General features: G+C 73.0%; 18 protein-coding genes. 10 read left to right on the top strand and 8 right to left on the bottom strand.

Annotation, left to right across the window (positions count from 1 at the left end):
• Window positions 1-147 precede the first annotated feature (147 nt).
• The 3 genes from ACZ4MU_RS11225 to ACZ4MU_RS11235 form a co-directional block, all read right to left on the bottom strand.
• Window positions 148-663, bottom strand: coding sequence for a pyridoxamine 5'-phosphate oxidase family protein (locus ACZ4MU_RS11225; protein WP_467874008.1), 516 nt, complete (start codon window positions 661-663; stop codon window positions 148-150).
• A gap of 109 nt (window positions 664-772) precedes the next feature.
• Entirely contained in the window at window positions 773-1,855 is a 1,083-nt protein-coding gene (locus tag ACZ4MU_RS11230; protein WP_467874012.1) for a glycoside hydrolase family 113, read from the bottom strand.
• The gene (locus tag ACZ4MU_RS11235) at window positions 1,852-3,684 is read right to left on the bottom strand and encodes a DUF2334 domain-containing protein (protein WP_467874015.1); all 1,833 of its coding nucleotides are present in this window, start codon (window positions 3,682-3,684) and stop codon (window positions 1,852-1,854) included. Before ACZ4MU_RS11235 ends, ACZ4MU_RS11230 begins: the two co-directional genes overlap by 4 nt.
• Window positions 3,685-4,191: 507 nt before the next feature.
• Between ACZ4MU_RS11235 and ACZ4MU_RS11240 the strand changes: the two genes are divergently transcribed.
• From ACZ4MU_RS11240 to ACZ4MU_RS11250, 3 genes are all read left to right on the top strand, one after another.
• Window positions 4,192-5,433: a glycosyltransferase family 2 protein gene (locus ACZ4MU_RS11240; protein ID WP_467874018.1), complete on the top strand. Its 1,242-nt coding sequence runs from the start codon at window positions 4,192-4,194 to the stop codon at window positions 5,431-5,433.
• 108 nt (window positions 5,434-5,541) lie between these two features.
• On the top strand, window positions 5,542-6,732 hold the full coding sequence (gene wecB, locus ACZ4MU_RS11245; RefSeq protein WP_467874021.1) for a non-hydrolyzing UDP-N-acetylglucosamine 2-epimerase: 1,191 nt from the start codon (window positions 5,542-5,544) through the stop codon (window positions 6,730-6,732).
• Complete coding sequence (locus tag ACZ4MU_RS11250; protein ID WP_467874024.1) at window positions 6,729-7,445, top strand: LamG domain-containing protein; 717 nt, start codon at window positions 6,729-6,731, stop codon at window positions 7,443-7,445. The genes wecB and ACZ4MU_RS11250 overlap by 4 nt, the downstream gene beginning before the upstream one ends.
• A gap of 132 nt (window positions 7,446-7,577) precedes the next feature.
• Here ACZ4MU_RS11250 and ACZ4MU_RS11255 read toward each other — a convergent pair whose 3' ends face one another.
• The 3 genes from ACZ4MU_RS11255 to ACZ4MU_RS11265 form a co-directional block, all read right to left on the bottom strand.
• A complete protein-coding gene (locus tag ACZ4MU_RS11255) occupies window positions 7,578-9,038 on the bottom strand; it encodes a glutamate synthase subunit beta (RefSeq protein ID WP_467874027.1) in 1,461 nt (486 codons plus the stop codon).
• Window positions 9,031-13,596: a glutamate synthase large subunit gene (gene gltB, locus ACZ4MU_RS11260; RefSeq protein WP_467874030.1), complete on the bottom strand. Its 4,566-nt coding sequence runs from the start codon at window positions 13,594-13,596 to the stop codon at window positions 9,031-9,033. Before gltB ends, ACZ4MU_RS11255 begins: the two co-directional genes overlap by 8 nt.
• A gap of 421 nt (window positions 13,597-14,017) precedes the next feature.
• Window positions 14,018-14,749 carry a VIT1/CCC1 transporter family protein gene (locus tag ACZ4MU_RS11265; protein WP_467874033.1) on the bottom strand — a complete coding sequence of 244 codons (732 nt, stop codon included), beginning with the start codon at window positions 14,747-14,749 and terminating at the stop codon, window positions 14,018-14,020.
• 249 nt (window positions 14,750-14,998) lie between these two features.
• On the opposite strand from ACZ4MU_RS11265, the gene ACZ4MU_RS11270 reads away from it, so the two are divergent.
• The 7 genes from ACZ4MU_RS11270 (at window position 14,999) to ACZ4MU_RS11300 (ending at window position 22,974) form a co-directional block, all read left to right on the top strand.
• Window positions 14,999-15,994 carry an ADP-ribosylglycohydrolase family protein gene (locus tag ACZ4MU_RS11270; RefSeq protein ID WP_467874036.1) on the top strand — a complete coding sequence of 332 codons (996 nt, stop codon included), beginning with the start codon at window positions 14,999-15,001 and terminating at the stop codon, window positions 15,992-15,994.
• Window positions 15,994-17,250: an ADP-ribosylglycohydrolase family protein gene (locus tag ACZ4MU_RS11275; protein ID WP_467874039.1), complete on the top strand. Its 1,257-nt coding sequence runs from the start codon at window positions 15,994-15,996 to the stop codon at window positions 17,248-17,250. Before ACZ4MU_RS11270 ends, ACZ4MU_RS11275 begins: the two co-directional genes overlap by 1 nt.
• Before the next feature lie 61 nt (window positions 17,251-17,311).
• Window positions 17,312-18,475 carry an ADP-ribosylglycohydrolase family protein gene (locus ACZ4MU_RS11280; protein ID WP_467874042.1) on the top strand — a complete coding sequence of 388 codons (1,164 nt, stop codon included), beginning with the start codon at window positions 17,312-17,314 and terminating at the stop codon, window positions 18,473-18,475.
• Window positions 18,472-20,013, top strand: a complete 1,542-nt coding sequence (locus ACZ4MU_RS11285) for an ADP-ribosylglycohydrolase family protein (protein WP_467874045.1) — start codon at window positions 18,472-18,474, stop codon at window positions 20,011-20,013. Before ACZ4MU_RS11280 ends, ACZ4MU_RS11285 begins: the two co-directional genes overlap by 4 nt.
• A complete protein-coding gene (gene rbsK, locus ACZ4MU_RS11290; protein ID WP_467874048.1) occupies window positions 20,010-20,915 on the top strand; it encodes a ribokinase in 906 nt (301 codons plus the stop codon). The genes ACZ4MU_RS11285 and rbsK overlap by 4 nt, the downstream gene beginning before the upstream one ends.
• Window positions 20,912-22,129 (top strand): CaiB/BaiF CoA transferase family protein, encoded by a 1,218-nt coding sequence (locus ACZ4MU_RS11295; protein ID WP_467874051.1) that lies wholly within the window; start codon window positions 20,912-20,914, stop codon window positions 22,127-22,129. The genes rbsK and ACZ4MU_RS11295 overlap by 4 nt, the downstream gene beginning before the upstream one ends.
• Window positions 22,126-22,974: an HpcH/HpaI aldolase/citrate lyase family protein gene (locus ACZ4MU_RS11300; protein WP_467874054.1), complete on the top strand. Its 849-nt coding sequence runs from the start codon at window positions 22,126-22,128 to the stop codon at window positions 22,972-22,974. The genes ACZ4MU_RS11295 and ACZ4MU_RS11300 overlap by 4 nt, the downstream gene beginning before the upstream one ends.
• A gap of 135 nt (window positions 22,975-23,109) precedes the next feature.
• On the opposite strand, the gene lgt is transcribed toward ACZ4MU_RS11300, so the two are convergent.
• Window positions 23,110-24,066: a prolipoprotein diacylglyceryl transferase gene (gene lgt / locus ACZ4MU_RS11305; RefSeq protein ID WP_467874057.1), complete on the bottom strand. Its 957-nt coding sequence runs from the start codon at window positions 24,064-24,066 to the stop codon at window positions 23,110-23,112.
• Between the two features lie 93 nt (window positions 24,067-24,159).
• On the bottom strand, window positions 24,160-25,152 hold the full coding sequence (locus ACZ4MU_RS11310) for a DsbA family protein (protein ID WP_467874060.1): 993 nt from the start codon (window positions 25,150-25,152) through the stop codon (window positions 24,160-24,162).
• Window positions 25,153-25,230 lie beyond the last annotated feature (78 nt).

The following is a 25,230-nucleotide window of genomic DNA, read 5'->3' on the forward strand; positions in this document are numbered from 1 at the left end:
GCGCAGCGGCATTCTCAGGGGCGCGGGGAACTGCGCGAGCAACCCACCACGACCCGCACACGAACTCCGGACCCAAAGGGGGCGCGGGGAACTGCGCGAGCACCCACCACGATCCGCAGGCGAAAACCCGCCCTCCCGGCGGAGCGCCTACGCGCTCTCGCGAGGCGGCTCCGTCCCGCCGCCCCGGCGGATGGTGCGCAGGGCGGCGCCGGGGCGCCACACCCGCAGCACGATCTCCTCCGCCCCCTTGTCTATGCCCGTGTGGACCACCTCGGTGAGCTCCGCACGGAAGAGGAGGAAGGGCTCGGGCGGGTGCACCTCGTCCGCGTACCGGGCGCGCTCCGCCGCGTCGACGACCTCGACCGCGCGCCCGCTGATCCGGACGTCCCCGTCGGCCATCTCCGCGTCCGGCCCCGGATTGGCCTGGACCGCGAAGCGCGGATCGCGCCGCAGGTCGTGTGCCTTGCGTGAGCCCGGCATCATCCCGAGCCACAGCTCGCCGCCCCGGATCTCGACCTCCAGGCCGGTGACGCGGGGGCTGCCGTCCGCGCGCAGGGTCGCGAGGACGTGGTGCTTGTAGAGAAGGAAACGCTCGCGCACGGCGTCGGCGAACTGCGCCTCGGCCGCTTCGAACTCCGTCCAGCTGTATGTCTGCGGTGCCATGCGCCCAGCAAACCCCGGATACCCGACATCTTCTGTCCGGATTACTCCGTCACCGCGACGGTCATGTGCCGGTGCCGGTGCCGGTGCCAGGACGTGGACGGGCCCGGGTCTACCCGGCGGAGCCCTCTCCCGAGGCCGCCCAGTGCGACCGCAGCACCTCCTCCGCCGGTTTCCCGTGCGGGGTGTACGCGAGCTTCGCCGGAGTCTCCCCGCTGTCCGGCCAGTCGTCCCACATCCACCAGCACACCCCGGCCCACCAGTCCCGGCCGGTGAAGGTGTCGAGCAACGCCCGGTATCCGGCGGCCTGTTCGTCGGGGGCGGCGCGTTTGCTGACCGTCCAGGAGTACGGCGCCGTGGTCGAGCCGCGCTGGCTGGTGTAGCCGGCCTCGGTGAAGAGGATCCTGCGGTCCTGCCGGCCGGCGAAGGCCGCCAGCTCCTCGGCCACCGGCCGCCAGGCCCGGCCGAGCCGCGCCGCGTCCGCCGTGGGGGCGTCGCCCAGCGGCCAGTAGGCGTCGATGCCGATGACGTCCAGCTCCGGCCAGAAGGGGACCCGGGCGTACTCGTCGTAGTTGGCCGCGTACGTCAGGGGCTCCCGGTAGCGGGCGCGGACCGCCGCGATCACCCGGCGCCACGGAGCCGCGTCGGCGGACACCCCGGCGAGTTCGGTGCCGACCACGAACCGCTCGGTCCCCGTCTCGTGCGCCAGTGCCGCGTAGTGGGTGATGAACTTCTCGTACGAGGTGAACCAGGCCGCCCGGTCGCCGGGGCGGATCCCGGCCCGGTCGCCGCCGTCCACCAGGTCGACGTGCGGTTTCAGCATCACCTTCAGCCCGGCTTGGTGGGCGAGCGCGGTGATCCGCCGCAGGCTCGCGTCGCTCGCGGTCTCCTCGGTGGGGCGCTGCTCGCTGTCGCGGGTGGTGCGCTGGTACCAGGTGGGCGTGAAGACGACCCAGCGCGCGCCGGTGTGCGCGATGTCGCGCAGATACGCCTCGGCGCGCGGGCTGTCGTAGTCGTCCGCCGACCACGACGGCAGGGTCATCCCCCGCACCCGCCCGTCCCCGGCGGAGCCGGGCCCCGGCCCCGACCCGCTGGGCCGGGGCCGGTCGCCGTCCTGCTCCCCCGAGCAGCCGGTGAGCACGAGGGCGGCGGCCGCGGCCAGAGCCGCGACCGCCTTCTTCGTGGGGCCGCTCACAGGGCCGCGGGGCTGACGAAGGTGTAACCGAGGGCCTTGATGCCGTCGATCGTCTCCTTCAGCGGCTGGACCGGGTAGTAGGGGTGGTAGAAGAAGCTGGCGAAGCCGTCCCGGACCGCCAGGTTGGCCCTGGCGGAGGCGACGAGGTCCGCGGGGAGCCGCGCGGGGTGGTTGTTCTGTGCCACGGGTTCATAGTTCCCGATGTTCTCGGGAAGCACCTTCGTTCCGTACACGTCGTTGACGACGTACGGGAAGAACTGGCCGATGAACCGGTTCGGGTCCGCCGGGCCCGCGGTGAGCGTCCCGGCGAAGTAGAGCGACCGCTCCAGCCGGGCCGAGTAGTTCTGGGCGAAGACGCGGTAGTCGGTGGCGGAGCCCGCGTAGTGCGGGGTCGTCCACAGCTGCGGGCGCGGCAGACCGGCCTGGGCGAAGCCGGCGAGGCCGGAGGTCACCCGGGACTGCGCCCACGGCGTCGAGTCCTCCGCGACCGGCCCGTCGTAGACGACGTTGTCGGACGCGTCCACGTGCGCCCGGTAGAACTCGAAGTCGTCGCCGGTCACCGCGGTGTAGGGGTTGGCGGTGGTGCCGTACTGGTGGGTGTAGCCGTGCTCCATCAGCACGGCGCCGCGCGCCAGCATGTACTTCAGCGCGGAGACCACCTGCGGCCGCTGCGCCAGCGTCACGGTCTGCGCGACACCGTTGCTGTAGACGCCCTTGGGGTCCGTGTAGACGGGAATGACGTTGATCCCGTACGGAACGTGCTGGCTGTAGAGGTAGTCCGCCATCGCCCGCAGCTGCGCCGGGTCGGAGTCGGGGCTGATGTCCTCCAGGCGGAACATCGCCCGGTGGCGGGCGGCGGTCCCGGGGGCGAGGGCGTCGAACAGCATGTCCTCGTACGCGATCACCCGGTCGCTTTCGGAAACGTAGCTGAAGGGGATCTCGCCGATGTAGGTGAGGTTCGCGGACCGCACGGCCCACGGGAAGGTCGCCCCGGTCGACGCGTCCAGCGCCTCCGCGACCCGGGCGACCGCCGGATACCCCGCCCCGGTGAGGATGTTCGGGCGCAGTACGCCACCGTCCTGGCCCGCCGGGATCTTGCGGGTCAGGGTCTGTCCGCCGTAGGTCACCTGGCTGACGTTGCCCACCGAGCCGTTCGCGTCCGTGAAGTAGGACGTGGTGGGGTCCCAGCCGTACTTCTGGGTGAACTGCGCCACCCCCACCGCGTTGCCCATGTTCCAGATGTTGTCCCCGACCCAGGTCACCGGCCTGGTGGCGGCCAGGACGTCCTGGTAGAACGCGGCCGGCACGGCGTCGGGGACGCCGCCGCCGTAGTAGGTGGAGCCCAGGTAGACCGTGGCGGTGTACTGGCCGAGCAGACCCGCGGTGTACTGCCCGACCGGCCTGGCCGTGACGCCGCCGAAGTGGCCGCCGAGGTTCGCCGCCGCCATGGCGTACAGCTCACCGAGGTGGCCGTACGGGCCGGTGTCGTCGTAGAGCACCAGCGTCGAGGCGGACTCCGGCGCGGCGAGCGACAGCGGGCTCCGTACGGTGTCCGTCACCGGGCCCACGCCCGGTGGCGGCGCCGACAGCGCCTTGCGCGGCGCCGCCCGGCGCTGCGCGTCCGCCGCGAGCTGGGCCCTGGCCCACTCCCCGAGCCCCGCCCCGCCCGGGTTGGCGGCCGGGCCCAGCGGCTCCGAGCGCGGCGGCCTGACGTCCGGCGCGGCGGCGGCGGCCGCCACGCCCGTGCTCAGCAGGGCGGCGATCAGCAGCGGGACCAGGGACAGCCCCCGCCGACGGCACCCGCCGGGTGTTCTTCTCACGGATTTCATGATCCGCTTTCCCCCCTCTTCCCCCGAGGAACGGCCGCGCACCGGCCCGGTTTCTCCGGGGCCGGTGAAACCTGGCCGAATTAGGCCCATGATTCTTCTGGTGGACCACAAAGCCTGTCAATAGGCGAAGGCGCCCCGGAACCCGGCCGTCCGGGCTCGGTAAAAACGATCCATGAAGTTTTAACATCCCCCTCGCGAGGGTGTCGGCGTCTGCTACGTTCGCCATCTCGCGCAGAGACATGAGACCTGCTGCGTGAACAAATGGGGGGGACCCATGTACGGAAAGCCAGCCTGGGGCACAGTGCTGCCCCTGGCCGGGATGGCAGCCGCACCCGAGGCCGTGCCGGGCCTGCCTTTGGCCAAAGCTCTGCAGGCCACGGCAGGGGCCGGCTTCGCTCTCTACTGCGTCACCGCCTGCGTCCTCATATCGATCAGAATTCGAATGCGATGGCGGATTAATTCGAAAACCGCCGGTGCGGACCAGCCCCACGGGCACCGGCGGCGCACATGATCCTCGAACTGCTCCTCTGGTCCAGCATTTCCATCATCCTGATGGCGGGCTGCTACAACACCGGCCTCTTCGCTCTCTCCAGACGCCGCGCACCCCGCCGGAAAGGGCCGCGCAAAGAGCGGCTCTATGTATTCCTCCTCGCCTGCCTCAACGAAGAGCAGGTACTGGCCGAAAGTCTCGCGCGGATCACCGGGCTACCGGCCGGGAAATTCCTGGCGCTCGTCATCGACGACGCCTCCGACGACCGCACCTCCGCGATCGCCCGGGCCGCCGGCGACCGGGTCCTGCTCCACCGGCGCGAACTGCCCGACGCCCGGCGCGGCAAGGGCGCCGCGCTCAACGACGGCATACGGTTCCTGACCGGGTCCGGGGTGCTCGACGGGCACGACCCGGACGACGTCATCGTCTGCGTGGTCGACGCGGACGGGCGCCTGGACGGCCATGTCGTGCAGGCCGTCGACCCGTTCTTCGACGACCCCCGCACCGGCGCCGCCCAGATCTGCGTGCGGATGTACAACCGGACCACCGGACTGCTCGCCCGCCTCCAGGACATGGAGTTCGTCGTCTACGGCGATGTCTTCCAGAGCGCGCGCCGCTTCATCGGCAGTGTCGGCATGGGCGGCAACGGGCAGTTCATGCGGCTGTCGGCGCTGCACACCCTGGGGCCCGGCGGCCCCTGGAGCGACAGCCTCACCGAGGACCTGGACCTCGGCGTACGGCTGATCGCCAAGGGCTGGGGCACCCAGCACTGCACCACGGCCTCGGTCTCCCAGCAGGCCGTCCTCTCGCTGCGGCGCCTGGTGCGGCAGCGGTCCCGCTGGTTCCAGGGCCACCTCCAGTCGGCCGGCCTCGTCCCGCTCATCCTGCGGGAGGTCCCCACGCGCCCCGCGCTCGATCTGCTGTACCACCTCTCCAGCCCGGTGCTGATCCTGCTCACCTCGCTGCTGCCGCTGTCCTTCCTGGTCGCCCTCGGCGGCACGGCGCTCGCCTCCGTCGAGGCGGGCCGGGCCCTGGTGTCCCCGATGTGGCTGCTCGGCCCGTATCTGCTCTCCTTCACCGCCGCGTACGCCTACGGATTCGTTTACGCCAAGCGGGAGCGGGAGCTCGGTCTGGTGCGGTCGGTGCTGGTGGCCCACGTCTTCGTGTTCTACGGCTACATCTGGTTCGCGGCCGGCTGGTGGGGGCTGTGGCGGATGGCGACCGGCAAGCGCACCTGGCTGAAGACCGCCCGCACCTGAGCGGCACACGGTGACGGGGCCGGACCCCGTACGCCCCTCGGCCTTCTCTTCCTCTCTCTCGTCTCTCTCGTCTCTCTCATCGTGCTCGTCCTTGTCCTAGGGGGACCCATGTCCGCGTTCTCATCCGGCGTGCCCGTGCGCGCCATGCTGGTGCTCGGCACCCGGCCCGAAGCGATCAAGCTCGCGCCGCTGGCCCGGGCGCTGGCCGCGGGTACCGAGTTCGAGCCGGTCGTCGTCACCACCGGCCAGCACCGCGAGATGCTCCACCAGATGCTGGGCCTGCTGGGCGTCGACGTCCGCTACGCCCTCGACGTCATGCGCAACCGCCAGCAGCTCTCCGATCTGACGTCCCGCCTGGTGGAGGGGCTCGGCCAACTGCTGCGCAGGGAGCGGCCCGACCTCGTCGTGGTCCAGGGGGACACCACGACCGCGCTGGCCGGGGCGCTCGCCGCCTTCTACGAGCGCGTCCCGGTGGCGCACGTGGAGGCGGGGCTGCGCACCGGGGTCCTGGACAACCCGTTCCCCGAGGAGCTCAACCGCAGTCTGATCGGGCGGATCGCGCGCTGGCACTTCGCCCCCACCGAGCGCGCCGCCCGGCATCTGCGGGCCGAGGGCGTCCCGGCGGGCCAGATCTTCACCACCGGCAACACCGTCATCGACAATCTCCAGTGGACGCTCGCCGAGGGGATCGGGACCTGCGCGTTCCGCACCGCCCGGCGCCGCGTCCTGGTCACCCTGCACCGCCGGGAGAACCAGGGCCCCCGGATGCGGGCGATGGGCCGGGCGCTGGGGCGGCTCGCCGAGCGGGGCGACGTGGAGATCGTGATCCCGCTGCACAAGAGCCCGGCGGTGCGCGACGCGCTGCTGCCGCTGACCGGCCGGGCCGGCATCACCCTGGTCGAGCCGCTGGACTACCCGGACTTCACCGCCACGCTGGCGGGCTGCGACCTCGTCCTGACCGACTCCGGCGGCATCCAGGAGGAGGCCCCGAGCCTGGGCAAGCCGGCCCTGGTGCTGCGGACCACGACCGAACGGCCGGAGGCGGTGGAGGTGGGTGCGGCCCGGCTCGTCGGCACCGATCCGGAGATGATCGTGAGCGCGGCGGCAGCACTCCTGGACGACCCCGAGGCGTACCGGCGGATGGCGACGGCGGGCAACCCCTACGGTGACGGCGGCGCCACCGCCCGGATCGTGACCCAGCTCGCGGAGGACTTCGCGGCCGAGGTCCCGTGCGCCGCCGCCCCCTTGCTCCCTGTGCCCCCCGCGGGCGGCGGACCGGGGCCATACTCGACGGCATGACGACAGCCCCGCGGCTGCGGCGCCCGGCCCAACCGGCCGGACGTGGTGGCCGCCGACGCCGGGCCACCGCCCTGGTCCTGGCCGCCGCCCTGCTGACGGCCGGGGCCTTCGGCCTGAGTAGATGCGTGGGGGACGGGGGCCCCGCGCCGCGCGAGCCGTGGGCCGACGGTACGGCGCACGGCCGCTGGCAGTCGGTGTTCAACGGCCACGGCGTCAACACGGGGGACGACGACGCCCTGGAGCTCGCGCCGCGCGCGGCCGCCGACCCCGGCACCACCCACGCGGGCCTGGTGGTGAGTCGCGCGGTGTACGGGAACGTGGGCTACGAGGCCCGGATGCGCACGGTGGAGCAGTTGCGCAGACCCGCGCCGAACACCTGGGAGGTGGCCTGGCTGGTCTGGGGGTACACCGACCCGGAGCACTTCTACTACATCACTCTCAAGCCCAACGGCTGGGAGCTGGGCAAACGCGATCCCGCCTACCCCGGCGGCCAGCGCTTCCTGGCCACCGGCGAGCGGGCCTTCCCGGTCGGCGCCTGGTACACGGTCCGGGTCGAGCAGCGGGGCGGCCGGTTGCGGGTGGCCGTGGACACGGCGGGCCTCGCCGACTTCACCGACACCGAACGCCCGTATCTGCGGGGCGCCCTGGGCGCGTACACGGAGGACGCCCGGGTGGAGTTCCGGGGGCTGCGGGCCGGGGGCGAGCAGGGGTGACGCGCCGCGGCGCCCGCCCAGTCGTCCGGTCGGGGACAGTGGGGCAGGCGCCACGCTGCGGGGGGCCGGGGGTGTCCCCCGGTCCGGCGCAGCCCGTACACCGTTGTACGGAACGTTTTGGGGTGGAGCGACTCAGACCGTCAGGGCCCGGTCCGTCGGACGGATCGGGGCGGGCAGTTCGCTCCTCCCCGTAAGGTACCGGTCCACACCACGTGCTGCCGAACGGCCCTCCGCGATCGCCCACACGATCAGGGACTGTCCGCGCCCGGCGTCACCGGCCACGTACACTCCGTCGACGTTGGTCGCGAAGTCGGCGTCGCGGGCGATGTTGCCGCGCTCGTCGAGCTCCAGGCCGAACTGCGCCACCAGGCCGTTGGCCTGGTCGGTGCCGGTGAAGCCCATGGCGAGGGTGACCAGCTGGGCGGGGATCTTCCGCTCGGTGCCGGGCTTCGGGGTGAGCCTGCCGTCGATGAACTCGACCTCGGTCAGGTGCAGGAACTGGACGTTGCCGTCCTCGTCGCCCTCGAAGTGGGTGGTGGAGACGGAGTAGACCCGCTCGCCGCCCTCCTCGTGGGCCGAGGTGACCTTGTAGAGCATCGGGAAGGTCGGCCAGGGCTGGCTGGCGTTCCGCTCGTCCCCGGGCCGCGGCATGATTTCCAGCTGCGTGACCGAGGCCGCGCCCTGGCGGTGGGCGGTGCCCACGCAGTCCGCGCCGGTGTCGCCGCCGCCGATCACGACGACGTGCTTGCCCTCGGCGGTCAGCGGGGGCGCCACGAAGTCACCCTCCTGCACCTTGTTCGCCAGCGGCAGGTACTCCATGGCGAAGTGGATGCCGTTCAGCTCGCGGCCGGGCACCGGCAGGTCGCGCGAAACCGTGGCGCCGGCCGCGATGACGACCGCGTCGTAGCGCTTGCGCAGCTTCGCCGCGTCGATGTCACGGCCGACCTCGACCTCGGTGCGGAACTTGGTGCCCTCCGCGCGCATCTGCTCGATGCGGCGGTTGATGTGCACCTTCTCCATCTTGAACTCGGGGATGCCGTAGCGCAGCAGACCGCCGATGCGGTCGGCGCGCTCGTACACCGCCACCGTGTGTCCTGCCCGGGTCAGCTGCTGGGCGGCGGCGAGGCCCGCCGGGCCCGAGCCGATGACCGCCACGGTCTTGCCGGAGAGGCGCTCCGGCGGCTGCGGGGTGACGTCGCCGCTGTCCCACGCCTTGTCGATGATGGAGACTTCGACGTTCTTGATGGTGACGGCCGGCTGGTTGATGCCGAGCACGCACGCCGACTCGCAGGGGGCCGGGCACAGCCGCCCGGTGAACTCCGGGAAGTTGTTGGTGGCGTGCAGCCGCTCGGACGCCGCCGACCAGTCCTCGCGGTAGGCGTAGTCGTTCCACTCGGGGATCAGGTTCCCCAGCGGACAGCCGTTGTGGCAGAACGGGATGCCGCAGTCCATGCAGCGCCCGGCCTGCTTGCTGATGATCGGCAGCAGCGAGCCGGGAACGTAGACCTCGTTCCAGTCCTTGACGCGCTCGGCCACGGGGCGGGTCCTGGCGACCTCGCGACCGGTGGTGAGAAAGCCCTTGGGGTCAGCCATTGGTCGCCGCCTCCATCATCTTCTCGGTGGTCTCCTGCTCGGAGAGACCGGCGAGCTCAGCGGCTTCCTTGGCGGCGAGCACTGCCTTGTACGTGGACGGGATGATCTTGCTGAAGCGCCGGACGGCGGCCGGCCAGTCGGCGAGCAGCTTCTCGGCGACCGTGGAGCCGGTCTCCTCCTGGTGGCGGCGCACGACGTCGTGCAGCCACTGCTCGTCGGCCTCGGTGAGCGCCTCGACCGCCGCGAGGTTGCCGGCGTTGACGTGGTTCGGGTCGAGGTCGATCACGTACGCGACGCCGCCGGACATGCCGGCCGCGAAGTTGCGTCCGGTCTCGCCCAGGACCACCGCGTGGCCGCCGGTCATGTACTCGCAGCCGTGGTCGCCCACGCCCTCCGAGACCACCAGGGCGCCGGAGTTGCGGACGCAGAACCGCTCGCCGGTACGGCCGCGCAGGAACAGCTCGCCGCCGGTAGCGCCGTACGCGATGGTGTTGCCCGCGATGGTGGAGTACTCGGCGAGGTGGTCGGCGCCCCGGTCGGGGCGGACGATCACACGGCCGCCGGAGAGGCCCTTGCCGACGTAGTCGTTGGCGTCGCCCTCCAGGCGCAGGGTGACGCCCCGGGGCACGAAGGCGCCGAAGGACTGGCCCGCCGAGCCGGTGAAGGTGATGTCGATGGTGTCGTCGGGCAGGCCCGCGCCACCGAACTTCCTGGTCACCTCGTGGCCCAGCATGGTGCCGACGGTCCGGTTGATGTTGCGGATCGCGACCTGGGCGCGGACCGGCTGGGCGGCCTCGGCGGTGGCCGCGCCCAGCGCGTCGGCGGCGAGCTCGATGAGCTCGTTGTCGAGCGCCTTCTCCAGACCGTGGTCCTGGGCGATCACCGCGTGGCGCACCGCGCCCTCGGGCAGCTCGGGCACGTGGAAGAGCGCGTCCAGGTCCAGGCCCTGGGTCTTCCAGTGGCGCACCGCGCGGCTGGTGTCGAGGAGCTCGGCGTGGCCGACGGCCTCCTCGATCGTGCGGAAGCCCAGCTCGGCGAGGAGCTCGCGGACCTCCTCGGCGATGAACTCGAAGAAGTTGACGACGAACTCGGGCTTGCCGGAGAAACGGTCCCGCAGCACCGGGTTCTGGGTGGCGATGCCCACCGGGCAGGTGTCCAGGTGGCAGACGCGCATCATGACGCAGCCGGAGACGACGAGCGGGGCGGTCGCGAAGCCGAACTCCTCGGCGCCGAGCAGCGCCGCGATGACGACGTCGCGGCCGGTCTTGAGCTGGCCGTCGGTCTGCACCACGATCCGGTCGCGCAGGCCGTTCAGCAGCAGCGTCTGCTGGGTCTCGGCGAGGCCGAGCTCCCAGGGGCCGCCCGCGTGCTTCAGGGAGGTCAGCGGGGAGGCGCCCGTTCCGCCGTCGTGGCCGGAGATGAGGACGACGTCCGCGTGCGCCTTGGAGACACCGGCGGCGACCGTGCCGACACCGACCTCGGACACGAGCTTCACATGGATGCGCGCGGCCGGGTTGGCGTTCTTGAGGTCGTGGATCAGCTGAGCCAGGTCCTCGATGGAGTAGATGTCGTGGTGCGGCGGCGGCGAGATCAGACCGACACCCGGGGTGGAGTGCCGGGTCTTGGCGACCCACGGGTAGACCTTGTGGCCGGGCAGCTGGCCGCCCTCGCCGGGCTTGGCGCCCTGGGCCATCTTGATCTGGATGTCGTCCGCGTTGACCAGGTACTCGCTGGTGACACCGAAGCGGCCGGAGGCGACCTGCTTGATGGAGGAGCGGCGCGCCGGATCGTACAGGCGGTCCGCGTCCTCGCCGCCCTCACCGGTGTTGGACTTCGCCCCCAGCTGGTTCATGGCGATGGCGAGCGTCTCGTGCGCCTCGCGCGAGATCGAGCCGTAGGACATGGCGCCGGTGGAGAAGCGCTTGACGATCTCGGAGACCGGCTCGACCTCCTCGATGGGGATCGAGGGGCGGTCGGAGGAGAAGCCGAAGAGCCCGCGCAGCGTCATCAGGCGCTCGGACTGCTCGTTCACGCGCTCGGTGTACTTCTTGAAGATGTCGTACCGGCGGCCGCGGGTGGCATGCTGGAGGCGGAAGACCGTCTCCGGGTCGAACAGGTGCGGCTCGCCCTCGCGGCGCCACTGGTACTCGCCGCCGATCTCCAGCGCGCGGTGGGTGGCCGCGATGCCGGAGGCCGGGTAGGCCTTGGCGTGCCGGGCGGCGACCTCCTTGGCGATGACGTCGATCCCGGCGCCGCCAATCTTGCTGGCGGTGCCGCTGAAGTACGTCCCGACGAACTCCTCGGCCAGGCCCACGGCCTCGAAGACCTGGGCGCCCCGGTAGGAGGCGACGGTCGAGATGCCCATCTTGGACATGACCTTCAGGACGCCCTTGCCGAGGGCGTAGATCAGGTTGCGGATGGCCTGCTCGGGCTCCAGGCCCTCGATGAAGGTGCCCGCGCGGACCAGGTCCTCGACGGACTCCATCGCCAGGTACGGGTTGACGGCGGCGGCGCCGTACCCGATGAGCAGGGCGACGTGGTGCACCTCGCGCACATCGCCGGCCTCGACGAGCAGCCCCACCTGGGTGCGCTGCTTGGTGCGGATGAGGTGGTGGTGGACGGCCGAGGTGAGCAGCAGCGACGGGATCGGCGCGTGCTCGGCGTCGGAGTGCCGGTCGGACAGGACGATGAGGCGGGCGCCGTTCTCGATGGCGGCGTCGGCCTCGGCACGGATGGCCTCGATGCGCTCGGCCAGGGCCGCGCCGCCGCCGGAGACGCGGTAGAGGCCGGAGAGCGTGGCGGCCTTCATCCCCGGCATGTCGCCGTCGGCGTTGATGTGTATCAGCTTCGCCAGCTCGTCGTTGTCGATCACCGGGAACGGCAGTGTGACGGAGCGGCAGGACGCGGCGGTCGGGTCGAGCAGGTTGCCCTGCGGGCCCAGCGAGGAGCGCAGCGAGGTGACGAGCTCCTCGCGGATGGCGTCCAGCGGCGGGTTGGTGACCTGCGCGAACAGCTGGGTGAAGTAGTCGAAGAGCAGCCGGGGGCGCTCGGAGAGGGCCGCGATCGGGGAGTCGGTGCCCATCGAGCCGAGCGGCTCGCCGCCGGTGCGGGCCATCGGCGCGAGGATGACGCGCAGCTCCTCCTCGGTGTAGCCGAAGGTCTGCTGGCGGCGGGTGACCGAGGCGTGCGTGTGCACGATGTGCTCGCGCTCGGGCAGGTCCTCCAGCTCGATCTCGCCGGCCTCCAGCCACTCGGCGTACGGGGCCTCGGCGGCCAGGCCCGCCTTGATCTCGTCGTCCTCGATGATCCGGTGCTCGGCGGTGTCGACGAGGAACATCCTGCCGGGCTGGAGGCGGCCCTTGCGGACGACCTTGGCGGGGTCGATGTCCAGGACGCCGACCTCGGAGGAGAGCACGACCAGGCCGTCGTCGGTGACCCAGTAGCGGCCGGGGCGCAGTCCGTTGCGGTCCAGGACCGCGCCGACCTGGACGCCGTCGGTGAAGGTGACGCAGGCCGGGCCGTCCCAGGGCTCCATCATCGTGGAGTGGTACTGGTAGAAGGCGCGCCGGGCCGGGTCCATCGAGTCGTGGTTCTCCCACGCCTCGGGGACCATCATCAGCACGGAGTGCGGCAGCGAGCGACCGCCGAGGTGGAGGAGTTCGAGCACCTCGTCGAAGGAGGCGGAGTCGGAGGCGTCCGGCGTGCAGACCGGGAAGATCCGCGCGAGGTCCTTGCCGTCGCCGCCGAACACGTCGGTGACGAGCTGCGACTCGCGGGCCACCATCCAGTTGCGGTTGCCCTTGACCGTGTTGATCTCGCCGTTGTGGGCGACGAAGCGGTACGGGTGGGCCAGCGGCCAGCTGGGGAAGGTGTTCGTCGAGAAGCGCGAGTGGACCAGCGCGACGGCGGTGGCGAACCGGCGGTCGGAGAGGTCCGGGAAGAACGGCTCCAGCTGTCCGGTGGTGAGCATGCCCTTGTAGACGATCGTCCGGGCGGAGAGCGAGGGGAAGTACACCCCGGCCTCGCGCTCGGCGCGCTTGCGCAGCACGAAGGCCTTGCGGTCCAGGGCGATGCCGGTGCTCGTCCCGTCGGCCACGAAGATCTGCCGGAAGGCGGGCATGGTGGCGCGGGCGCCGTTGCCGAGCAGCTCGGGCGTGACGGGCACCTCGCGCCAGCCGAGGACGTCCAGGTCCTCCTCGGCGGCGATGGCCTCGATCCGCGCCACGGCGGCGGCGCTGTCGTCCAGGGGCAGGAAGGCGATGCCGACGGCGTACGCACCGGCCTCGGGCAGCTCGAAGGGGGCGGCCTCGCGCAGGAACGCGTCCGGGACCTGGAGCAGGATTCCGGCGCCGTCGCCGGAGTCCGGCTCGGAGCCGGTGGCACCACGGTGTTCGAGATTGCGCAGTACGGTCAGCGCCTGCTCGACCAGCTCATGGCTGGCCACACCGGTCAGGGTGGCCACGAACCCGACTCCACAGGCGTCGTGTTCGTTACGGGGGTCGTACAGCCCCTGCGGGGCGGGTCGACCGTCCATGGGCGACCAGGCGTCGGAACGCATCGGCTCTCCCGTCGTCGTCGTGGCATGTTCAGTGCCGAGGGACGACGTTGGCCCTCTGCGAAATTTCGTGCAGGTTACATGATGGGTCGGATCTCGGGAACCGGATAGCCCATTCCAGCATGCGGACACTCGACGGCGCTCGCCGTGCCGCCCGGGGCAGGCTTCGTTGCCTGCGGCGGCGGAGTGTGTCCGGCCTATGCCCGTCCACGGATGCCACGAAACCGTGGAGTAACGATTACTTATGTGGCGCCCTGCATAGTCCCGCATCCTACGGGCCTCGGGGCCTTCCCGAGCAGGACGTAGGTCACATGGTGGCCCGCGATCCGTCCGCGCGCACGGCGAAGGCCCGCCCGGACGGGGAGACGTCCGGACGGGCCTTGCGGTGGCGGCGGGGCGGGCGGGCCGCAAACCGGCCCGCCGGTCAGCCGACCGCGGTGCCGAAGAGCGAGCCGAGGCCGAAGGTGAGGGCCGCCGCCGCGCCGCCGAGGGCGAGCTGGCGCACCCCGCTGAACCACCACGAGCGCGCGGTGACCTTGGCGACCACGGCGCCGCAGGCGAAGAGGCCGACCAGCGCGAGCAGCACGGCGGGCCACAGGGCACTGGCCCCGAGCAGATACGGCAGTACGGGCAGGATCGCGCCCAGCGCGAACGAGCCGAAGGACGAGACGGCCGCGACGGCGGGCGAGGGCAGGTCGTCCGGGTCGATGCCGAGCTCCTCGCGGGCGTGGATCTCCAGCGCCTGCTCGGGGTCGCGGGAGAGCTGCATGGCGACCTCGCGGGCGAGCGCGGGCTCGACGCCGCGCGACACGTACAGCTCGGCCAGCTCCTCCATCTCGTCCACCGGGTGCCTGCGCAACTGCTGGCGCTCCACGTCGAGTTCGGCCTCGACGAGCTCACGCTGCGAGGCGACCGAGGTGTACTCGCCGGCCGCCATGGAGAACGCCCCGGCGGCCAGCCCCGCGAGGCCGGTGACGATGATGGTGTGCTGCGAGACGGCGCCGCCCGCGACACCGGTCATCAGGGCGAGGTTGGAGACGAGCCCGTCCATCGCGCCGAAGACGGCCGGACGCAGCCATCCGCCGTTCACGTCCCGGTGGGTGTGGTTGTCCCGGTGCGCCTCGTGCAGCGTGGCGTGGGTGTCGATGACGGACACAGCTCTCCCCTTGCGTTGCGGCGGCGGACCGTGCGTCCGCTCCCCTCGTCGCCTCTTCGGGGTCGAAAGTACGCGCGATGTAAGTCCCGCGCTAGCAAGGCAGGCCGTACTTACCCAGGTCAGAGCTGTGTTTCGCTCATGCGTGGCCACACATGCACACATGTGGGCATTGGTGTGACGGTTGGACTCCCGGGTCGTTCCGTGTGGCAGAGATCAAGCGAAGGATCAGGCGACGCGAAAGGCCCTCCCATGGAGTTGATCGCCAGCGGCCCGGGAACAGCCGAGGCCATCCGCGAGCGAGCCAGGGGCGCGCTGCTGGGCCTCGCGGTCGGGGACGCGCTCGGGGCCCCGGCCGAGAACCTCAAACCCTCGGAGATCCGGCGCCGCTGGGGCCGGATCGAGGGATTCGTCCGCGAGGACCCGGCGGGCACGGACGACACCGAGTACGCGATCTTCTCCGGGCTGCTGCTCGCCCGGCACGGGTCCGCGCTCACCGTCACCCATGTCGAACACGCCTGGCACCACTGGATCGCCGACCGCGACGAGGGCCCGTTCCGCGGCGCGGGCTTCAGCGAGCGGGGCACCCTGGAGAACCTGCGCCGGGGCCTGGCCGCCCCCATCTCGGCCCAGCACCGCCACGCCTGGAGCGACGGCCTCGCCATGCGGGCGGCCCCCTTCGGCGTCTTCGCCGCGGGCGCGCCGAGAGAAGCGGCGCGGCTGGTGGCGATCGACGGCTGCGTCAGCCACGAGGGCGAGGGGATCTACGGCGGCCAGGCGGTGGCGGCGGGCGTCGCGGTGGCGATGGCGGGCGCGGACCTCACCTCCGTCATCGCCGCGGCCCTCTCGGTGATCCCGATGGACTCCTGGACCGCGCGCTCGCTGCGCCGCGCGGTGGCCGTGGCCCACCAGGGCGAGCGCGCGGTCCGCTCGGCGGTGGTGATCGGCGGCTACCCCTGGACGGACCTGGCCCCCGAAGCGGTCGCCCTCGCCTTCGGCGCCTTCGCCACGGCCCGGGGCGACTTCACCGCCTCGGTCCTCACCGCCGTCAACATGGGCCGCGACGCGGACACGACGGCGGCGGTGGCGGGCGCCCTGGCCGGGGCGTACGGCGGCGCCGCCGCGATCCCCGCCGCCTGGTCCACCCGGATCGGCCCGGTCCGCGGCAGCTGCCTCCCCGAGATGCGCGGCCACCACGTCCTGGACATCGCGGACCTGCTGACACCGGACCCGGAGGAGGGCGCGTGATGGAGATCTACCGGGACGAGGAGGGGTCCGGCGGGGGCGGGGGGGCGACGCGTGGCGGGCGGCAGGGGGCTCAGGCGAGCGAGCCGGGCCGGGCGGTGTGCCAGGGCGGGCTCGGGGTTCCCGGGTCTCCGGCGCGTACCCGCGTCCAGGGCCTCCTGCTCGGGCTGGCCGCCGGTGACGCCGCCGGGTGGCCCGCCGCGCGGCACCGCGCCGCCCGGATGCCCGAGTGGACCCGGCGGCTCACCCGCGAACTCGACACCTTCGCCGAACAGAACGCCACCACCACCCTCCCGGTCCCCATCGCCCTCAACCAGCCCCCCGAACCCCTGCGCCTGGGCCCCTCGGACGACGCCGAGTGGGCCGCGTTCGCCGCCGAGAGCGTCCTGACCGCCGCCGAGCCGCTGCTCGCCCACCTCCCCGCGGCCCGCCGCGTCCGCGCCGCGGTGGACCGCGCCTGGAACCTGCTCGCCGCCGAGGTCGCCGCCGCCGCCGAGCGCGCCCCCGAGGTCGAGTCCGCGGTGCTCCCCCTGCGCGCCCGCATCTCCGTACGGGCGGGCCTCGGCAACCTCGCCACCGGTCTGCGCCCGCCCGCCACCGGCCACGACAACCCCCACTACTTCGACGACGCCGCCTGCGTACGCGCCGCCGTCCTCGCCGTGGTCCACCCCGGCGCGCCCCGGGAGGCCGCCGAACTGGCCGAGTTCGACGCCCGCTACACCCAGGACGGCGACGGCGTGCACGGCGCCCGGGCCGTCGCCGCCGCCGTCGCGGCGGCCCTCGGCGGCGCCACCACCGAGGACGCCGTGGACGCCGCCCTCGACCAGCTCCCGCCCGACACCGAGATCGGCCGCAACGCCCGCCACGCCGTCAAACTCGCGCACGACTTCGCCGACGACACCGCGGGCGCGTTCGCCCTGGTCCCGCTCCTGGAGCACCAGATCGTGGACCATGTCTACAGCTACGGGATCGCCGCCGCCGAGACCGTCCCCGTCGCCCTCGCCCTGACCCTCGCCTCGCGCGGCACCGTGGCCGCGGCGGTCCCGGCCGCCGCCTGTCTGTCCCGGGTCGCGGACTCGGCGCCCGCCCTCGCCGGAGCCCTCACCGGCGCGCTCGGCGGCATCGCCGCGATCCCCGCCCCGTGGCTGGACGCCTGCCGCACCCTGTCCGGCTGCGCCCTCCCCCGCCTGGCCGGCACCGACCTCGTGGAACTCGCCGGGCTCCTCGCCGACACGCTGTGCCACCACCCGGGCGGCTGAGCTTTTCACGAAAGTGCCGCGAACCACCCCGAACTGACCGCCCAGGGTGGACAATTCCGGCATGACGCTCACGACGTCGTACACGACGCCCACTCTTGAGGACCGCATCACCGGCGCCCTGGTCGGCGCGGCCGTCGGGGACGCCCTCGGCGGCCCCGTCGAGGGCCACAGCCCCGAGCAGATCGCGGAGCGGCACGGCGGCCGCGTCCACGGCATCGTCGGCCCCTGGCACGGCGACGACTGGCGTACCGCGCGGCCAATCGCCCCGTACCACAAGGGCGACGGACACGTCACCGACGACACGTTGATGACGCACGCGCTCATCCGCGTCTACGAGAAGGTCCGCGACCACCTCGACGCGTACGCGATCGCCGACCACCTGGTCCCCGACCTCCTCTCCCGCCCGGTCTGGATCCCCGAACTCGAAGCCGAGACGATCCCCCTGCACCGGATCTTCCTCGCCGAGAAGTGGCTGGTGGCCCGGCTGCACTACGGCCATGTCGACCCCCGCGAAGCGGGCACCGGCAACATCGTCAACTGCGGTGCGGCGATGTACATGGCCCCGGTCGGCCTGGTCAACGCGGCCGACCCGGCGGGGGCGTACGCGGAGGCCCTGGAGGTGGCGGCCCCGCACCAGTCCTCGTACGGGAGGGAGGCCGCGGGCGTCTTCGCGGCGGCGGTGGCGGCGGCGTGCGTGCCGGGCGCGACGGCGGCGACGGTCGTTCAGGCCTGCCTCTCCCTGGCGAAGGACGGGACCCGCGCGGCGATCGAGGCGGTGGCCGAAGCGGCGTCCGGCCACACGGACTTCGAGTCCGCGATCGCCCCGCTGCGGGCGGCCGTCGCCCCCTTCGACACGGTCGGCCCCGACTACCGCGCCCCCTCCCTGGGCGCCCGCCGCCCGTCCCGGCTGCACGCCATCGAGGAGCTGCCGGTCGCCCTGGGCATGCTGCTGGTGGCCGACGGCGACTTCCGTACGGCGGTCCTGGGCGCGGTGAACTACGGCCGGGACTGCGACTCCATCGCGACGATGGCGGGTGCGCTGGCGGGCGCGCTACGGGGCGAGGGGACCGTTCCGGCCGTCTGGTCCAAACAGATCGCGGAGGCGAGCCGCCTGGACCTGCACGCTCCCGCGCGGGCGCTGACGGAGGTGGCCGTCGAGGTGCACGGCAAGGACCGCGCCCGTCGGTCCGCCCACCACGCGGCCTTCGAGGCCCTGACCCGATGAGCCTCCTGCGCGTGACCTGGGTCCAGCCGGAGGACCTCCTGCCCCACGAACTCCGCCAGGCGGCCGAGGACGGCCGGGACGCGAGCGCGATCGCGGCCCGCTGGTCGTCTGCGGGCGGCACGACGACCCCCGCACACGGCGGCGCGTCACTACCGCCCGCACCCCCCGCGCTCAGAGCCCTGGCCCTGCGCCTACTGGACGAACTGGCGCTGCTGCCAGGCCCGTCGGCACAGACGGAGCCGACGGACCTGGAAGCCATCAGGTCCACCACACCAACTTGGCCGAACGCTTCCGGGGCTCCCGGCACAGCCGCGCCCTTGAGGGGGCCCAGGGACGCACCCCCGCAAGGGGCGCAGGGGGCGGAGCCCCCGCTCGGGGATCCGGGGGCGAAGCCCCCGGGAACACCTCCCTGCCCCACCCACCCCCACCCCCGGGGGGTTCAGGGAAGGGGCGGGGTGGGGGAAATCCCCCGCCTCCACGCCGCCTGGCTCGGCCGAGCCGCCGGCTGCCTCCTCGGCAAGCCCGTCGAGAAGCTCCCCCTCCTAGGCATCAGAGCCATCGCCCGCGCCACCGCCAACTGGCCCCTCCACACCTGGTTCACCGCCCACGGCCTGCCCGCCGGCCTCGCCGCCGCCCACCCCTGGAACCGCCGCTCCGCCCCCACCTCCCTCGCCGAGAACATCGACGGCATGCCCGAGGACGACGACCTCAACTACCCCCTCCTCGGCCTGCTCCTCCTCCAGCGCCACGGCCGCGCCTTCACCACCGCCGACGTGGCACGGCTGTGGCTGGACGAACTCCCGGCGGGCCGCACGTTCACCGCCGAGCGCGTCGCGTACCGCAACCTCCTCGACGGCGTCGAACCCCCGCACACCGCCACCCACCGCAACCCGTTCCGCGAGTGGATCGGCGCGGCCATCCGCGCCGACATCCACGGCTGGACCAACCCGGGCGACCCCGCCGCCGCCGCGGGACAGGCGCACCGCGACGCCGTCCTCACCCACACCGCCAACGGCGTGTACCACGCGATGTTCACGGCCGCCGCGATCTCCCTGGCCGCCACCGGCGCGTACGACGTACACGCCTGCCTCGCCGGTGGACTCACCGTGATCCCCCCGGACTCCCGCCTCGCCCGGGCGGTCCGCCTCGGCATCGGACTCGCCCGCGAGGAGGACGACTTCGAGACGGTCGTGGACCGGCTGCACACGGCGCTCGGCGCGTACCACTGGGTGCACGCCGTCCCCAACGCGGCCCTGCTCGCCGCCGCCCTCACCCATGCCGACGGCGACTTCTCCGGCTCCATCTGCCGTGCCGTGTCGGGCGGCTGGGACACCGACTCCAACGGGGCCACCGCCGGTTCGCTCGCGGGACTCCTCGCCGGACACCCGGACGCCCTGCCCGCCCGCTGGACCGTCCCGCTCAAGAACCGCCTCGCCACCTCCGTCGCCGACTTCGACGGCACCGGTTTCGACACCCTCGCGGAACTCACCGCGAGCCTCATCCCCCACCCCATCCCCCAGGAGGTACGGAACGCATGACGCGTATCGCGGTGCTCGGCAGCACCAACATGGACCTGGTCGCCTATGTGGCGACCGCCCCGCGCCGCGGCGAGACGGTCACCGGCCACGAGTTCCGTACGATCCCGGGCGGCAAGGGCGCCAACCAGGCGGTCGCGGCGGCCCGCGCGGGCGGCGACGTGGCGCTCATCGGGGCCGTCGGCACGGACGAGTTCGGCACCCGGCTGCGGGCCGCGCTCGACGGCTCGGGCGTCGACACCGACCTCGTGCGCACCACCGAGGGCCCGTCCGGCACGGCCCACATCGTGGTCGACGCGTCCGGCGGCAACGCGATCGTCGTCATCCCCGGTGCCAACGCCTCCGTCACCCACCTCGGCCCCGGCGACGAGGCGCTGATCGCCGGCGCGCAGGCGCTGCTGCTCCAGCTGGAGCTGCCGATGGACACGGTGGTCGAGGGTGCGGCGGCGGCCCGGCGCCACGGGGTGCGGACGGTCCTCACCCCCTCCCCCGTCCAGCCGCTGCCACCCGAACTCCTCGCCTCCACCGACCTGCTGGTGGCCAATGAGCACGAGGCCACCTCGCTGACCGGCGTCGACGACCCCAAGGCCGCCGCTCGCGCGCTGCTCGACCTGGTCCCCGAGGCGGTGGTCACGCTCGGCTCCCGGGGCTGCCTGTACGCGGCCCGCGGCCAGGAGCCGGTCGCGGTCGCGGCCCCCGAGGTCACCGCGGTCGACACGACGGGCGCGGGTGACACGTTCGTGGGCGCGCTCGCCGTCCGCCTGGGTGAGGGCCGGGCGATGACGGAGGCGCTGGCGTGGGCGTCGCGGGCCGCAGCGCTCTCGGTCCAGCGGCCCGGCGCGATCGCCGCCATGCCGTACCGCACGGAGATCGACGCGGCGGCGGCCGGGGGCACGGACCGGTGACGACTCCCCCGGGCGGGGCGCACCCGCCGCCCGCACCCCTCCAGCGGCTGCGGGTGCTGGACCTGGCCACCCTTTTCGCGGGGCCGCTCGCGGCGACGATGCTGGGCGACTTCGGCGCCGAGGTCATCAAGGTCGAGCACCCCCGCCGCCCCGACCCCTCGCGCGGCCACGGCCCCGCCAAGGACGGTGTGGGGCTCTGGTGGAAGCTGTTGGGCCGCAACAAGCGGGCCATCACCCTCGACCTGTCCACCCCGGGGGGCCGCGAGACGCTGCTCAGGCTCGCCGCCTCCACCGATGTGATCATCGAGAACTTCCGTCCGGGCACCCTGGAGCGCTGGGGCCTGGGCTGGCCCGAACTGTCCGCCGCCAACGAGGGGCTGGTGCTGACCCGCGTCACCGGCTTCGGCCAGTACGGTCCGTACGCCCACCGCCCCGGCTTCGGCACGCTCGCCGAGGCCATGTCCGGCTTCGCCGCCGTCACCGGTGAACCGGACGGCCCGCCGACGCTGCCCCCGTTCGGCCTCGCCGACTCGATCGCCGCGCTGGCCACCGCGTACGCCGTACTGACCGCCCTCACCGCGCGCGCCGCCACCGGGCGCGGACAGGTCATCGACATGGCGATCATCGAGCCGATCCTGACCGTGCTGGGTCCGCAGCCCATCTGGTACGACCAGCTCGGCTACGTCCAGCCGCGCACCGGCAACCGCTCCCGCAACAACGCCCCGCGCAACACCTACCGTACGGCGGACGGCAGTTGGCTCGCCGTCTCCACCTCCGCCCAGTCGGTGGCCGAGCGGGTGATACGGCTGGTGGGGCGGCCGGAGCTGATCGAGGAGCCGTGGTTCGCGAGCGGGTCGGGGCGGGCCGAGCACGCGGACGTCCTGGACGAGGCGGTGGGCCACTGGATCGGGCGCCGCACCCGGGAGGAGGCGATGACGGCGTTCGAGAAGGCGGAGGCGGCGATCGCGCCGGTCTACGACATCCGCGAGGTGATGGAGGATCCGCAGTACCGGGCGCTGGACACGCTCACCACGGTCGACGACCCGGAGCTGGGGCCGGTCCGGATGCAGAACGTCCTCTTCCGGCTCTCCGAGACCCCCGGCGCGATCCGCTGGGCGGGCCGCCCGCACGGCGCGGACACGGACGAGGTCCTGGCCGAACTCGGCCTGTCCGCCCCCGAGATCAGCGCGCTGCGCCGGGCGGGCGCGCTGTGACCACGCCCCCTACCAGCCCGCCGCCCCCGCCGCTTCCACTGACCTGGCTGTATGCCCCCGGCGACCGTCCGCAGGTGGTCGAGAAGGCACTGTCGGCGGGGGCGGACGTGGTGATCGTGGACCTGGAGGACGCGGTCGGGCCGGACCGCAAGGCATACGCCCGGGCGGCGACGGCGGAGCTGCTGGCGCGGCCGCTCGCCACGCCGGTGCACGTCAGGGTGGCCACCGAGGAGGACGTACGGGCGGTGGCCGGGCTGCCGGGTCTGTCGGGCCTGCGCCTGCCCAAGGTCACCCACGCGCTCCAGGTCGAGCGGGTGGCGGCGCTGGCCCCGGGCATCGCCCTCTATCCGCTGGTGGAGAGCGCTCTGGGGGTGGAGCACGCGTACACGATCGCCGCCGCGCACCCGGCGGTCCGGGGCATCGCGCTCGGGGAGGCGGACCTCTGCGCGGATCTGGGCGTACGTGACGAGTCGGGCCTGGAGTGGCCGCGCAGCCGGGTGGTGGTGGCCGCGCGGGCGGCGGGCCTGGACCCGCCCGCGCAGTCCGTCTACCGGCACATCAGCGATCTGGACGGTCTCGCCGCGTCCTGTGCCCGGGGGCGGGCGCTGGGGTTTCTGGGACGCGCGGCGATCCATCCGGCGCAGCTGCCGGTGATCGAACGGGCCTATCTGCCGCCGCCGGCCGAGGTGGCGGCGGCGGAGGAGATCGTGACGGCGGCGCCGACCGATACGGGGGCGCTGGCGCTGGCGGATGGGCGGTTCGTGGACGCGGCGGTGCTGGAGGCGGCCCGCCGCACCCTGTCCCTGGCCCACCGGCCTGTCCCCCCACCCCGCCCGTTCCCTTAACTCTCCGGGGGACCCTGCCGAGGGCGGGGGGGGAAGCGGTTTCCCCGGGCCCCTGGTGTCCCGTTGCGGGGCTGCGCCCCGCGCCCCGTCTTCGCCTGCGGACCGTGCTGGGCTGAGCGCGGGCGGGAAGGGGGATCAGCCCTTGCTCGGGGTTCCGTTCTCGGACGGTACCGGCTTCTCGCCGTCGTCGGCGGGCTCGGCCACGTCACCCTCGGCAGGCACGTCGGACGACACGCCAGACGGCGCATCCCCCGCCGCGTCCCCCGCCCCCGCATCCGCCGCCACAGGCTCCACCACCGTCTCCCGCCCCGGCCGCACCCGTGAGGAGATCACGATGTACGTCACGGCGAGCACGAACACCGTGATCGCGGTCCAGTCGTTGAGCCGCAGGCCCAGGACGTGGTGCGCCTCGTCCACCCGCATGTACTCGATCCAGCCGCGCCCCACGCAATAGGCCGCCACGTACAGCGCGAACGCCCGCCCGTGGCCCAGCTTGAAGCGGCGGTCCGCCCAGATGACGAGGAAGCCGACGCCGACGCACCACAGCGACTCGTACAGGAACGTCGGGTGGTACGTGCCCTCGACCCGGTTCGTGCCCTCGGAGATCTTCAGCGCCCACGGCACGTCGGTGCGCCTGCCGTACAGCTCCTGGTTGAACCAGTTGCCCCAGCGGCCCACCGCCTGGGCGAAGGCGATGCCGGGAGCCAGCGCGTCGGCCCAGGCCGGCAGCGGGATGCCCCGGCGGCGGCAGCCGATCCACGCGCCGACCGCGCCGAACGCGATCGCGCCCCAGATGCCGAGCCCGCCCTGCCAGATCTTGAAGGCGTCGACCCAGTCCTCACCGTCGCTGAAGTACAGCTGGTAGTCGGTGATGACGTGGTAGAGCCGGCCGCCGACGAGGCCGAAGGGCACCGCCCAGACGGCGATGTCGGCCACCGTGCCGGCTTGGCCGCCCCGGGCGACCCAGCGCTTGTTGCCGTACCAGACGGCGACGAAGACACCGATGATGATGCAGAAGGCATAGCCGCGCAGCGGGATGGGTCCGAGGTGGATCACGCCGGTCGACGGGCTGGGAATGAAGGCGAGGTTCATGGCAGGGTCGACGCTACCCTGCCGGGCGGGCGGCCGGACCACCCACCCGGCAACTTCTGAGTAACGAGCGGCGGACCGGGGCCGCCGACGCCTCTAGGGCTCCAGGGGAGCCGGGACCGCCGGGGCCCCCGGGTGCGAGGGGGCCGGGGCGGGGGCCTTCTTCGGGGCCGCCGGGCCCGCCCCGGGCGCGTGCGCGGACCCGTGCGGGGACTTCGGCTTCGGCGTCCCGGACCCGGCGGGCTCACCCGCGGGCGGCGAGCCCGGCGCCCCGGTCGCCACCGACGGCGACGCGGTGCCCGGCTGCTTGTCCTTGTTCGCCTCGGTGACCCACTTCTTCAGGTTCGCCGGGCTGATCTGCTCGCTGCCCTTCTGCGGGAAGACCGACTCCCCGTTCAGCTGGACCGTCGGCGTCCCGCTGAAGCCGCCGTTCTGGAACGCGTCGTTGGACTTGGTGACCCAGCTGTTGTGCTTTCCCTCCCGCACACAGGAGCGGAAGGCAGCCGTGTCCAGGCCGGGGACCTTCTGGGCCAGCTCGATCAGCTTGTCGTTCTTCCCGTACGCGTCGTTCGTCTCCTGCGGCTGGTTCATGTAGAGCACGTCGTGGTACGCCGGGAACTTCCCGGCGTCCTGTGCGCAGCCCGCCGCGTTCGCCGCGCGCAGCGAGCCGCTGCCGCCGAGGTTGCGGTCGATCAGGGTGGCGAGGTGGTACTGGACGCGGAGCCGGCCGCTGTTCTGGAGCTCGTGGATCGTGGACCGGAAGCCGTTCTCGAACGCGGCGCACGCCGGGCAGCGGAAGTCCTCCCAGACCGTGAGCGTGGACGGGGCGTCGGCGACGCCCACCGGGATGGCCGGCTTGTCCTTGCCCTCCGCCCCGGAGGGCGCCAGCAGCGGACCCGCCGTGCTCTTCTTGTCGCCGCTCTTGGTGTTGGCGGCGATCACGCCGATCACCGCGGCCAGCCCGAGGACACACACCACCGCCGCGGCGACGATCATCGTGCGTCTGCGGCGGTCCTGGGTCCGCTGCCGCTCGCGCTCCTGGGCCAGCCGCTCGCGGGCCGTTCTCTTGCCTTCGTTCTTCTCGCTCACACCCGCAGCAACGAACCGGGGAGGCACCCACGTGCCTCCCCGGTCCCAGATCCACCCGTACGAGCTAACGCGTTCCGG

The organism is Streptomyces sp. NPDC026377 (genome assembly GCF_055567715.1).